Below are 12695 nucleotides of genomic sequence, written 5' to 3'. Positions count from 1 at the left end.
TTGATTAACATTTTCATTTTTTCTATCAAATTCAGACAGAACAGTTTATGTGCATTCTATTCATTGCCAACAAAATGCGAGATGATTATCCGCTAATAATTGCTGCAAACAGAGATGAGTTTTACAATCGAGCCAACGGCGCCCTCTTCATACTGGCCGAGCGCGCCTGACGTATTAGCTGGGCGAGACTTAGAAGCTGGCGGCACCTGGATGGGCGTAACGCGTAACGGAAAAATTGCAGCGTTAACAAATGTAAGAGACCCTAATAACATCAATAAAAATGCGGTATCACGAGGAGAATTGGTTGCTAATTGGCTAATGCAAAACACTGATTTTCAGGACGATGGAATTGAGAATGAGCGGGACGATTATCTATCACAGATTAGAAGAAATCGGCACCAATATAATGGCTACAATTTAGTTTATGGTGATGTAAACCAACTTTGTGTGTACAACAATGTAAACGACACAACCCATGCAATAACCAAGGGTGTTTATGGGCTTTCAAACGCAGACCTCGTCACGCCATGGCCCAAAGTTACGCAAGGTGTTTCGGCATTGAATAAGTATGTTGCGCAGACAAATAGCATAGACGACAACGCACTTTTTGACATTCTAGCGCAAGAAAATAAAGCTGAGGATAACGCACTACCTGACACCGGTATCGGTTACGAATGGGAAAAAGCCCTCTCTTCTATTTTTATTCAAACGCCGCAATACGGTACACGCACATCAACGCTATTGTTGGTAGACAAGCACCACTGTGTTCATTACAAAGAACGACGCTTTTCTTCCAAAGGAATACCCGAAGAAACTTTAACATTTAGTTTCGACCTTCAAATGTTATAATATAACAAAACCTACGACAGTACTGACAACATAAGGATAATCAATGTCAAAGAAAACGGTAATTTGCCTATCGGCGGCTCTGCTTGGTAGCGCAATGCAAATTAGTGCCAAAGAAGGCATGTTTACACCAGAGCAACTACCTTCAATTGCCTCCGATCTCAAAAAAACAGGCCTGGCAATCCCAGCAGAAAGTATTAATGATCTCACCGCGTTTCCAATGGGTGCCATTGTGTCTCTTGGTGGATGTTCTGCTTCATTTGTTTCAGACAAAGGGCTTGCAGTAACCAACCACCACTGTGCACGAGGATCGGTTCAATATAACAGCACACCTGAAAACAATTATCTAAAAGACGGTTTTTTGGCAAAGCAAATCGGTGACGAACTGCCTGCAGCTCCCGGTACACGTATGTTTGTTACCGTAGACTTCGCTGACGTTACTGACAAAGTCATTGGTGGCATAGATAAAGACATTAAAGGCCGCGAGCGTTACGACTTAATCGAGTCAAATCGCAAAGCGCTCATTGCTGAGTGTGAATCAGAAGAAGGCTTTCGCTGTTCTGTGCCTTCGTTTTTTCAAGGGCTTGAATATAAACTCATCAAGCAAATGGAAATTAGAGACGTCCGCATTGCATACGCTCCGGCAGATTCAATTGGTAAATACGGTGGCGACGTCGACAACTGGATGTGGCCTCGTCACACGGGCGACTTTTCATTTTACCGTGCCTATGTGGGCAAAGATGGAAAGCCTGCTGACTACAGCGAAGAAAACGTACCGTTTAAACCTGAACATTTCTTAAAAGTTTCTGCAGCTGGCTTAAGCGATGGTGATTTTGTCATGGCTGCGGGTTACCCCGGCTCTACTAACCGATACGCGCGCCTGTCGCGAGTCGAATACACGTTCGATTGGCTTTACCCCACATATTTAGAATTGGTAGATGAATGGATAAAGACCATTGAGGGCGCCTCAGAAGAAGGCAGTGATGCACGCATTAAATATGAAGCACTACTTGCAGGTCTTAATAACTTCCACAAAAACACACTGGGCCAACTGTCTGGTGCTAAACGTGTTGGATTAGTGCCTCGTCGAGCTAAACGCGAGAAACAACTAGCAGCATGGCTTGAGCAAAATGACAAAAAAGAGCTAATACAAGCGCTAGCTGATCTTGATGCTGTAAGTGCACAGCAGATGCAGATGAACAAGCAGAACTTTTGGTATAACAACTTAAACAGAGCCCAGTTGCTTTCGTCTGCGCAAACGTTGTATCGCAATGCGATTGAGCGCAAAAAACCAGATGCAGAAAGAGAATCGGGATTCCAAGAACGTGATCAAATTCGTTTAAAGGAAGGAATGGAGCGCATAGAACGTCGCTTTGATCCTACTGTGGATATGGCCGTTTGGCACAAGATGATCAGCATGTACCTAGCACAGCCTGAGGAAAATCGCGTTGCGGCATTTGATAAGGCGCTTGGTATTGATGGGTCAACCACAAATGAAGTACTCAAAGCAAAATTGGACGCGTTTTATAACGAAACGTCGCTTAACGATACCGAAACGCGTCTTAAGTGGTTATCAGCAAGCAAAGAAGACTTTGAAAACAGTGAAGATCCGTTTATTCGCCTAGCTGTTGCGTTGTTTGACACTGAAATGACCATTGAAGATAAGCGTAAAGCACTTAATGGACAAGCCACCGCACTGCGCCCTCAATATATGAGCGCAATTATCGAGTGGCAAAAATCAATGGGCAGCCTTGCCTACCCTGATGCTAACAGCACGCTTCGAGTTACCTATGGTAATGTTATGGGTGGTTCGCCAAAGGACGGGCTTATCTACGAACCATTCACTCGTCTTGAAGGTATTACAGAGAAAGATACTGGAGAGTCGCCATTTGACTCACCGCAAAAGCAACTCGACTTAATCAACGACAAGCAATATGGTCCTTATCAGTTAGCGTCGATAAACAGCGTACCTGTAAACTTTCTTACCGATCTGGATTCCACTGGTGGCAACTCGGGTTCAGCAACATTAAACGCGAATGCCGAACTGATTGGTCTATTGTTTGATGGCACGTTTGAGAGCGTCAATTCAGACTGGGACTTTGATCCTAAGACGACGCGCACTATTCATGTCGATAGCCGATACATGCTATGGGTAATGGAATATGTAGACGGGGCAACAAATCTAATTGAAGAAATGACGGTTGTTAAATAGCGCCTAACGAAAACGCTATTCCCCCGTCTGATAAAGCCCCGTCACCACAATGTGGTGGCGGGGCTTTTTTTAAGAGTGTTGATGTTTTTGTTAAATTCACCCCGCTTTTGAAATGAAACTTTCGTTTACAGGTTTACATTTTAGATATTTGAAATATTTTCAACCAATAGGGGTCGTTTTTTCTACCATCAATGGCATAATGCCTGCCTGCTATCTTTTGCATACCAACGAGGACATAACGTGTTTGAAGTATTACCCCATCTCGCCCCAGACCCAATTCTTGGACTGTCAGCTGCTTATCGTGAAGATACCAACCCTCATAAAATTGATTTAGGTGTTGGCGTTTATAAAGATGAGCAAGGTAATACCCCTATTCTTTCTAGCGTGGCGAAAGCACAACAGGTGCTTTTGGACACTGAAAAAAGCAAGACCTACATTACTCCACAAGGTAACCAAGGTTTTATCGACGGCATGTTGTCTTTGTTACTTGGCAAAAGCAGCCCAGTTTTACTCGCTGACCGTGTAGCCGCTGTACAAGCACCGGGTGGCTGCGGCGCACTGCGCATTTTGTCAGAGCTACTTGCGCGTTGTAACGACAATGCAAAAGTGTGGGTAAGCGACCCTACATGGGCAAACCATATTCCGTTAATCGGCTCAGCGGGTCTTGAGATTGAAACCTATCCCTACTTCGACAAAGCGTCTGCAAGCATTCGTTTTGACGCGATGATGGATACACTTCGCAAAGTCGAAAAAGGTGACATCGTGCTACTGCACGGATGCTGTCACAACCCAACGGGTGCTGACCTAACAAACGCTCAGTGGGATGAAGTATTAGCCGTAGCGAAAGAGCGCGAATTCTTACCTTTTATTGACGTTGCATATCTTGGTTTTGGTGAAGGCCTAGAGGAAGATGCTTACGGCATGCGTCTATTGGTAGAAAACCTACCTGAAGTTATTGTAGCAGCGTCATGCTCGAAGAACTTTGGTTTGTATCGCGAGCGTGTGGGTTTAGCGGCGATCATTACTGCTGACTCTGAAACTCGCAAAATCGCACAAGGTCAAATACAGTCTATTGCACGTGGCATCTATTCTATGCCTCCAAGCTATGGCGGTGCGCTAGTTGACATTATTCTTGCTGACGAAGCACTAAACAATGAGTGGGTATCAGAAGTTAACGACATGCGCAATCGTATGAAAGCACTTCGCGCAATGTTAGTGCAAAACCTGCACGATAATGGTTCTCCAAAAGACTTTAGCTTTGTGAATGACCAAAAAGGTATGTTCTCGTTCTTGTGTATTACGCCAGAGCAAGTACGTGAAGTCCGTGAAAAGCACAGCGTTTACTTTGTAGATTCAAGCCGAGTAAACATTGCAGGTATTAACCAGCAAAACGTTGAAACCCTTGCCAAAGCATTGGTTTCGGTACTATAAATTAATTATAGTTACCAGCGTTACCATATAGCGCACTAGAAAAATGCCACTTAGTCAGCATTAATGACGGTGGCGTTTTTTTTGTTTATCCTTGATTTGTCGTTGCATTTCCTTTTACTTAACCTTTTCTTTCTCTTTTACCTTTTACTTTATCATTAACTTTTCCCTTTCACGTTTTCATTTTTCCACTCGCTAAACTATTTTTAATAAATCTATAAAACCTAATATGTGTGTTTATGCGAAAACGCGTGGCGAGTCCTCTGGGAGTATTGGCATGTTGGTCAATTTCCTTTCCAGGCAGTTGTGACTTGTCCATCACAACAACACTCGTGTCTGACTATCTTTTTAATGGAATATCTCAAACCGACGAACAACCTACTTTACAAGGTAATCTAGATTGGTTTGACGACTCAGGATGGTATGCTGGTAGCTTCGCGTCTGGAGTTGATTACGGACAAGGCACCGACTACGAACTTGATTTCTATGTGGGTTATTCCAACAACCTCACTTCCTCACTGGTCTACGACATTGGTGTGGCGCGATATACCTATATGGGCGGTGCTGATAGCAGTGAGTTCGATTACACCGAAGCTTACATAGCATTAAGCTATAACAGCACACGGTTTCAGGCTTGGTACACAGAAGACTATTTTGGTTCGGGCGCACGGCACTACATTATCGCCCTGTCACAAGGCTATCAGCTAAATGACACATTCACGTTGACGTTTCAAATAGATAAGTCAACGAGTTTAGACACGAATATTTTTAGCTGGGACATCAATGATGATGATTACCTACATTTAAAAGCTGACGCTGCATTTGAGTGGCTTGGATTAGCTTTTACGCTAGGACTTGAAAAAACTGACTTAAATTATGATGACGATATCAAACTGTTAGGCACAGTTGGGTATACGTTTACATTCTAGTCGATGCCATTTTTACACAATCAAAGTTTGTACGGGGATAGCCCATGTTTTTTGAAGGGAAAAGTTTATCACTGAAATTGTTGCTCGTTGTTGGTGCCCTGTTTGTTGTTATGTCTACATGCTATATCGGTGTCAGTACCTACTCATTGAATAAAACAGAAAACATCATCGTTAACCAAGTTAGCGATGAGGTATCGACACAAATAGAGGGGACCGTGCGTTCGCTTGCCAGCGCCATCGCCGCACAAATAGGTAACCTGTTTGAGAAGTCTTTTGCCGTTCCCAAAGGTATCGCCGCGCAGATAAAAGGTAATATAGAGGGTGATATTCCACAGCCCCTGACTCGCGAGCAAGTGGAGGCAATGGTTGGAAATGCACTTAAATCAGCAAGTGTATCTTCGCTTTATGCGCAGTTCGAAGATAATCAATTCGACGGCCGCGACGCACAATTTACTCAAGGTTATTCGCACTCCGTAGACGGACACGGCAGTTTTGAGGTGTATTTTGTAAAAGAAGACAGCGGGGCTATTTCCCAAGAACCCATTGACGACCATACAGAAAAGCACGACACAACGCTTGATGAGTTTGGCTTTAGAGCCGCCGAATGGTATTTGTGCTCAGCCGACGCGTTAAACCCCTGTGCCTCCAACCCATACAACTACGAGATTCGCCCCGGTTATAGTGAACTTATGACCAGCTTAGCGGTACCAGTTGTAGCACAAGGACGATTTCGAGGTGTGGTGGGCGCTGACCTAAACCTCCCTATCCTTCAGAAGCTTGCTAAAGATCTTAAAGCGTCTTTGTATGGCGGTAATGCTGAAGTGTACATAGTGAGCCATAAGGGCTTTCTCGCTGCCGCTACCGACCATGCCGATAGTTTAGCTAAGCCCTTTAAGCGTGTATTTGATAGGAGTGACGACTTGCTTGCAACGTCTGGCAAAAGCGTCACCACCACTATTGATAATTTTTTGTATGTTGTGCAACCCATCGCCATTGAATCTGCTGGCGTAAATTGGGAACTCGTCGTAGGCATTAACGTCGATTCCGCCATGCAACCCGTAACGAACGTCTCAGACATGATTTCAGATGAAATTACCAGTATTTTGTCCAATACCTTCATTATTGCGGTTGTATTGACACTGGGTGCACTCTTTCTTATCCAACTGTTCACGCGAAGCATTATTCGCCCAGTTAAGATGGTATCTGATCGTATGTCTGAACTTGCTGGGCAAGGCGGTGATTTAACCCAGTCTATCAATGTGCATTCTCATGCAGAACTTATTAATTTGAGCAACGGCTTCAACAGATTTAGAGAAACGGTGAGAGAGCTGTTGGATGCTGCCAAGCAAGCTGGTTCTCAGGTGATTACCTTAAGTGGCGTAAGTAAAGAAAACGCACAAAAAGCCCATCAACAGATCTCCATTCAGCAGGCGGAAGTCGAAACAATTGTCACGGCAATCACAGAAATGTCTTCTACTGCACAAGAGGTTGCTAATACTGCATCTTCGGCTGCAGAAAACACCAACGCAGCCACCCAGTCAATTAGAGACACAGAAGCTGAGGTATCCGTAGCCTCTAAACAAGCTTCAGAGCTATCTAGTGAGATAAGTGTTGCATCAGATGCAGTGAAAGCCGTATCGCAGCGTAGTGAAAACATTCGAAAAATACTCGACGTTATTGGTTCCATTGCAGAACAAACTAATCTGCTTGCACTGAATGCGGCAATAGAAGCGGCAAGAGCTGGCGACCACGGACGAGGTTTTAGCGTGGTAGCTGATGAGGTGCGCGCACTAGCATCAAAAACAGCAGAGTCGGTCGGCGAGATTTCTACCGTTATTACCGCATTACAAAATGAGGTCTCGCACACAGTGGAAATTATAGAAAAAGGGACTGAGAAAGCCGAAGATGCTGCTTCAAGGGCCAATGCTGCATTTGAAAAAATGAAGGAAACCGTGGCACAAATTGAAGAAATAAATCATCGAATTATTCAAATTGCTGCGGCAGCAGAGGAACAAAGTCACGTTTCAGAAGAACTGAACAAGAACATGGTTGTCATTGGCGATTCGACAAAAGAGATTGCGTCACTATCACAGATGTCAGAAGAAAGTGCAGAAGATATTTACGCGTCATCTCATAATCTCATTGAGCAACTCAATAAATTGAAAACAAGTTAATTGGACATAAACGGGAAAAGAGTATCACTGGCAATGCACCCATAAGTGTATATGACGTGATGCTTTTTTCTTATCTTTTTAATATCGAAGTGATACTACGTACTAGTATGAATCGGGGTTAAATACACCGTTAAAGCGTCGCTTGTCGTCACGCTTCCAAAACTCGATAGCAGGAACTTGGTTTTCCCACACATCGGTTGCATTCCACGTATATTCATCTTTATAACGTAAGTAGAAGAACTCAGCGTCATAATGACTTTTGGCGCGACTTTCTTTAAAGAATAAGTTAGATGGCTTAGAGATGACAAATTCGGCCTGACTCAAAAATTGAATTTGTCTGCGCGTAATAATTTTGCAGATAGGCTCATCAACATTGTCTGGGTAGAGCGAAGACACAATAGCTTTTTCAATCTCGCCTGACTCTTGCTGAATAACATACAACCCTGAGCCTAATGGGAACCGTCCTACCATGTTAAGGAATGCGTTTACATGCTCAGCACGGTATTGCTTGTCTACACGCCCCTGATCAAGAATATCGTAAGCACGATAAATCTGTTGGTAGTCAAAGTCTTCCTTCGTCGATAATAAGAAAGACGCGTAGGTCATAGGAATTCTAAGTAAATCCCCCAACTCATGCTGCCCGGTTTTAAGCGACTCTAGCATTTTTAACATAAACGCTAGCTGTTTTCTTTCATGGGTAATAAACGCGTCTTTATGCTCTTTGCTTGTAAACTTTATAGTCGGGATACCAACGCCTAGCTTTAAGTAATCTGCGGTTTTCTTCTCGTTAATCGCAAGTAATTTAGACCGTTCTGTTTGGTCCAGCTTACGATAGCGATCGTCTCCAAGTACGTTTTTAGCTTCAGGGCTGTGCATACCAATTGACTGTAATAGCGCCGCTTTGGCAATAGGCTTAAGCACATTTTCGCGATACGCCATTTTTACATCAGCGGGCATTGGCTGAGTTGTGCTTTTATTCGCATCATCGCCAAGGGCTTTGTCGACCATTAGACTAAACTGCTCACCTTCGGGAAACAGCTTTTTCAATTCGTCTTTCAAAAATGGTGTTTCAAACTGAACGTTACGCCTTAATTCTTCAAATAGCGCGATAGTTAGTGCAGTTATGTAGATTGGCTTGTATCGCTCGTTTCTAATATGCCGCACTTTTTCTTTCGGAGAGGGCGTGGATAACGCAATTGTGCCCAAAAACTGACTAAATGTCCGTTCACCGTTAAGCAAATTGAGCATGTAATCGGTAAGGTGATCAAGTTGTTCGTAACGTTTGTTACTTTGAACGCGTAGCTTTTCTTCTAGCGCTCTTAGCTCATTATCACTATTGGTTTGTTGTGCAACTAATCGCGCCATGTAGCGCTGCGCAGAAGGTTGTCCTTTTATAGACGGGTACTTTCCTTTCTCTTTGCGAAAGTTCTCAATGTATTCGATTTGCTCTTGGTAGGTATTAACTTTGTGTTTAAGTACCGTGAGCTAACGATAATCTTGAGGATACTCTTCAAAAAATACTTCAGCATCTCTCACCAATTCACGGTAGCTTTGTCGATATTCTGATATTTTGCGTGAAATTTCACTCACCATTGTGGGTATCTGAGAAAGCTTGTCCTCGGCCCATGTTGGTTTGTTGTTTTTCGATTTGCTATCAATCAGCATCTATATTCACACTTTTTAAATCAAGTGATCGCCAGCGTCACTTGTTATTATTATCAATTACTGCAATTGCTTAGCGTTAGGCGCGCATTTAAAGAAAGCGTCACGGGCTTTTTTACCACATCCCTATGAGCGCAAAGCGCGAGTACCACAAATTTCGGTAAGAATTAGTCTAAAGTACAATGTATTGTCAGAATAAACACAATACTTGAACTATTCAATAGGTTAGGTGATTACAGCTAATTTAGCTAGTGATTAAGAGTAAGCCCATGTCTTAGGGGCTGATAATTGCTGTAACTCTCTAGATAGTTAGACGCAAAACCCGTATCGGTTCGCCTCGATAAGCAAAGTGACGCTTACTTTCCAAGCGCTCTCAAGCCTTGCGTCAATAATCGGTCTAGACCATTGGCAAAATTCTGTTTGTCACGCTGCGAAAATGCTTTTGGGCCACCTGTGTGCTCGCCACTAGAGCGCATGGTGTCCATAAAATCACGCATAGTGAGCGCTGCACGAATAGATGACTTATCAAATTCATCGCCCCGGGTATTCATTGCCATTGCATTTTTACCAAGGATATCAGATGCCAGAGGGATATCTGATGTAATGACTAAGTCGCCAGCCTGACATTTTTCAACAATATAGTCGTCAGCAGCATCAAAACCCGACGGTACTAATGTTAGCGTTATATGTTTGTCTGGGGGGACAGACATGGAATGGTTAGCCACCAAAGACAAAGGCAGCCCAGTACGCCGAGCTGCCTTGAATAAGATGTCTTTAATAACTGCAGGGCACGCGTCTGCGTCTACCCATATATGCATAGTAATTTCTCTATAGCGATGTATTACGCTAGCATACCACCATCGACCACTACTGTCGTGCCCGTCGTGTAGCTTGAAGCATCGCTAACCAAGTACAATACAGTGCCAGCCATTTCATCAGGGTCGGCTACGCGACCTAGTGGTATAACTTTAAGCGCGTGTTTTAGTATTTGTTCATTGGTGGTTAACGCCGAAGCAAATTTGGTATCGGTTAATCCCGGCAGTAGCGCATTTACGCGAATATTAAGTTTACCGCACTCTTTGGCGAAAGACTTGGTCATGCTTATTACCGCAGCCTTCGTAATAGAGTATATCCCCTGCATATCGCCAGGTGTTACACCGTTTACTGACGCAGTATTCAAGATTACACCACCGCCCTGCTCTTTCATCATTTTGCCTGCTTCAATTGACATGAAGAAATAGCCGCGGATATTCACATCAACGGTTTTATTGTAGGCACCTAGGTCGGTATCTAGAATGTGGCCAAAGAAAGGGTTTGCAGCAGCGTTGTTTACCAAAATATCAAGTTTGCCGAAATCGCGTTTGATCGTCTCAAATGTTGCTGTGATTTGTTCCATTTCGCCAACGTGACATGCCAATGCCGTAGCCTTACCACCCGCATCACGAATAGATGAAGCGACAGCCTCACAACCATCAATTTTCCGACTTGAAACGATAACATGGGCGCCATATTGGGCTAGAAGGCGTGCTATAGACTCACCAATACCGCGGCTAGCACCGGTAACTAACGCCACTTTTCCGGTTAAATCGAAGAGATTGTTCATTGTAGGATCCTTTTTAAAATTCTGAGGTACGTGTTCTTGTTAAGGCGATTGCTTTAAGCAAGCATACCACCATCTAGCACAACTGATTGTCCAGTCATAAACGATGACTCATCGCTGCATAGCCATGCAATGGCATTGGCAATTTCTTCTGGCTTGCCTAACCGTTTCATTGGATTAGCACCAATTAAGCCTTTTTGGCCGCGTTCATCTAATTTAGATAGCACACCCTGCACCATAGGCGTATCAACAAAGCTTGGACATACTGCATTTACGCGAATGTTTGCGCGAGCATATTCCACTGCAGCTGACTTGGTTAATCCAATCACACCGTGCTTTGATGCACTGTATGCACTTATCATAGGCGCCGAACGTAAACCTGCCACCGATGCAATGTTGATGATATGACCGCCGCCCGTTGCTGTCATATGCTTAAGCGCGTTTTTCATGCAGTACCATACACCTGCTAAGTTAACCTGCATGTTCTTCATAAACATAGCATCGTCAACTTCGGTAAGCGGCGCGGGGAAATGATCGATTCCCGCATTATTAATAATGACATCAAGCTTTTCATTTTGTGAAAAGGCACAGCTAAACATCGATTTAACCTGCTCGGGCTCGGTGACATCTACGCTTACTGCGTAGGCCTTTCCGCCCTCGGCAATAATTTTATCAACCAGCGCATTGGCATTGTCGGTATTTAAATCAGCTACGCCGACAAGCGCGCCGCGAGAGGCAAGCACATGAGCCGACGCCGCACCTATACCTGAGCCGCCACCGGTAATTAAGATATGTTTACCTTTTACATTTGCCGCTACATTCATCATCAATGCTCCACTTTCAATACAAGCTTGCCGAAGTTTTCACCTTTAAAAAGCATCATTAGCGTTTCAGGGAAGTTTTCTAGCCCTGGTACAACGTGCTCTTTCGCTTTCAGTTTGCCCTGAGCAATCCATGTCGCCATGTCTTTCGCCGCGACCGGATATTCTTTCACGTTGTCAAAAACAACGATCCCTTCCATGCGAGCACGGTTAACCAGCAATGACAGATAGTTTGACGGGCCTTTGACCGGCGTTGTGTTGTTGTATTGGCTTATTGCACCGCAAACAACAATACGCGCTCGCAAGTTAATGCGCGTTAGTACCGTGTCCAAAATATCGCCACCCACGTTATCAAAATAAACGTCGATGCCATTTGGGCAGGCTGCTTTTAGTGCTGAATGTAATGACTCAGATTTATAATCGACCGCTGCATCAAACCCTAGTTCATTGACAAGGTAGTCGCATTTGTCTTTGCCGCCCGCAATTCCTACCACGCGACATCCTTTAATTTTAGCAATTTGTCCAACCACCGTGCCTACAGCACCAGCAGCGCCTGACACCACCACGGTTTCGCCAGCTTTTGGCAGCCCCGTATTCAGTAAACCAAAATAAGCGGTCATTCCTGGCATGCCCAGCACGCCCAAATAGCGCTCTAGTGGCGCCAAGTCAGGGTCAACTTTATGAACGCCCTGCTCTCCTACTACCGCATATTCTTGAACACCAAAGTGTCCGTAGACGTGGTCGCCAACCGCAAAGTTATCTGAATGAGACTCTATAACCTCGCCCACGGTCCCTGCGCGCATGACTTCACCAATTTGCACAGGTTCGATATAACTTTTGCCATCATTCATCCAGCCACGCATTGCGGGGTCAAGCGAAATGTACTTAATCTTTACGGCTATTTGTCCTTTCTCAACGGTGGGTAACGTTACCGTTTCTAAGTTCCAATTCTCACGTGTTGGCTCACCCACTGGGCGTTTTGCCAATTGCCACTGTTTATATTGCATTGCTGTGTCCTTGTTG

10 protein-coding genes and 1 pseudogene are annotated in these 12695 nt (G+C 44.2%); 5 read left to right on the top strand and 6 right to left on the bottom strand.

Annotated elements, in window-relative coordinates:
- Window positions 1-47 precede the first annotated feature (47 nt).
- The 5 genes and pseudogenes from V6N89_RS09585 (at window position 48) to V6N89_RS09565 (ending at window position 7589) form a co-directional block, all read left to right on the top strand.
- Window positions 48-849, top strand: a pseudogene (locus V6N89_RS09585) (NRDE family protein).
- Window positions 850-892: 43 nt separating this feature from the next.
- A complete protein-coding gene (locus tag V6N89_RS09580; RefSeq protein ID WP_338517344.1) occupies window positions 893-3058 on the top strand; it encodes a S46 family peptidase in 2166 nt (721 codons plus the stop codon).
- A 240-nt stretch (window positions 3059-3298) separates the two neighbouring features.
- Complete coding sequence (locus tag V6N89_RS09575) at window positions 3299-4489, top strand: amino acid aminotransferase (RefSeq protein ID WP_338517343.1); 1191 nt, start codon at window positions 3299-3301, stop codon at window positions 4487-4489.
- 236 nt (window positions 4490-4725) lie between these two features.
- Window positions 4726-5415 (top strand): TorF family putative porin, encoded by a 690-nt coding sequence (locus V6N89_RS09570; protein WP_338517342.1) that lies wholly within the window; start codon window positions 4726-4728, stop codon window positions 5413-5415.
- 44 nt (window positions 5416-5459) lie between these two features.
- A complete protein-coding gene (locus V6N89_RS09565) occupies window positions 5460-7589 on the top strand; it encodes a methyl-accepting chemotaxis protein (RefSeq protein ID WP_346993698.1) in 2130 nt (709 codons plus the stop codon).
- A 102-nt stretch (window positions 7590-7691) separates the two neighbouring features.
- Here V6N89_RS09565 and V6N89_RS09560 read toward each other — a convergent pair whose 3' ends face one another.
- From V6N89_RS09560 to V6N89_RS09535, 6 genes are all read right to left on the bottom strand, one after another.
- Window positions 7692-8954 (bottom strand): hypothetical protein, encoded by a 1263-nt coding sequence (locus V6N89_RS09560; RefSeq protein ID WP_338517339.1) that lies wholly within the window; start codon window positions 8952-8954, stop codon window positions 7692-7694.
- A 120-nt stretch (window positions 8955-9074) separates the two neighbouring features.
- Window positions 9075-9254, bottom strand: a complete 180-nt coding sequence (locus V6N89_RS09555) for a hypothetical protein (RefSeq protein ID WP_346993697.1) — start codon at window positions 9252-9254, stop codon at window positions 9075-9077.
- Between the two features lie 353 nt (window positions 9255-9607).
- Complete coding sequence (locus tag V6N89_RS09550; protein ID WP_338517337.1) at window positions 9608-10069, bottom strand: YaiI/YqxD family protein; 462 nt, start codon at window positions 10067-10069, stop codon at window positions 9608-9610.
- Between the two features lie 23 nt (window positions 10070-10092).
- Window positions 10093-10854: an SDR family oxidoreductase gene (locus V6N89_RS09545; protein WP_338517336.1), complete on the bottom strand. Its 762-nt coding sequence runs from the start codon at window positions 10852-10854 to the stop codon at window positions 10093-10095.
- 53 nt (window positions 10855-10907) lie between these two features.
- On the bottom strand, window positions 10908-11675 hold the full coding sequence (locus V6N89_RS09540) for an SDR family NAD(P)-dependent oxidoreductase (RefSeq protein WP_338520250.1): 768 nt from the start codon (window positions 11673-11675) through the stop codon (window positions 10908-10910).
- 2 nt (window positions 11676-11677) lie between these two features.
- Complete coding sequence (locus tag V6N89_RS09535) at window positions 11678-12679, bottom strand: NADP-dependent oxidoreductase (RefSeq protein ID WP_346993696.1); 1002 nt, start codon at window positions 12677-12679, stop codon at window positions 11678-11680.
- Window positions 12680-12695 lie beyond the last annotated feature (16 nt).

The organism is Alteromonas gracilis (assembly GCF_036870955.2).
GTDB classification, from domain to species: Bacteria; Pseudomonadota; Gammaproteobacteria; order Enterobacterales; family Alteromonadaceae; genus Alteromonas; species Alteromonas gracilis_A.
Note: the sequence above shows the minus strand (reverse complement) of the source record. Positions and strands in the feature narration are given on the sequence as shown.

What these genes read in the sequence shown, in the direction of transcription:
- V6N89_RS09545 (WP_338517336.1), bottom strand. Translation starts at nt 10,854, where the DNA reads ATGAACAATCTCTTCGATTTAACCGGAAAAGTGGCGTTAGTTACCGGT.
- V6N89_RS09550 (WP_338517337.1), bottom strand. Translation starts at nt 10,069, where the DNA reads ATGCATATATGGGTAGACGCAGACGCGTGCCCTGCAGTTATTAAAGAC.
- V6N89_RS09570 (WP_338517342.1), top strand. Translation starts at nt 4,726, where the DNA reads ATGCGAAAACGCGTGGCGAGTCCTCTGGGAGTATTGGCATGTTGGTCA.
- V6N89_RS09535 (WP_346993696.1), bottom strand. Translation starts at nt 12,679, where the DNA reads ATGCAATATAAACAGTGGCAATTGGCAAAACGCCCAGTGGGTGAGCCA.
- V6N89_RS09555 (WP_346993697.1), bottom strand. Translation starts at nt 9,254, where the DNA reads ATGCTGATTGATAGCAAATCGAAAAACAACAAACCAACATGGGCCGAG.
- V6N89_RS09580 (WP_338517344.1), top strand. Translation starts at nt 893, where the DNA reads ATGTCAAAGAAAACGGTAATTTGCCTATCGGCGGCTCTGCTTGGTAGC.
- V6N89_RS09540 (WP_338520250.1), bottom strand. Translation starts at nt 11,675, where the DNA reads ATGAATGTAGCGGCAAATGTAAAAGGTAAACATATCTTAATTACCGGT.
- V6N89_RS09560 (WP_338517339.1), bottom strand. Translation starts at nt 8,954, where the DNA reads ATGGCGCGATTAGTTGCACAACAAACCAATAGTGATAATGAGCTAAGA.
- V6N89_RS09565 (WP_346993698.1), top strand. Translation starts at nt 5,460, where the DNA reads ATGTTTTTTGAAGGGAAAAGTTTATCACTGAAATTGTTGCTCGTTGTT.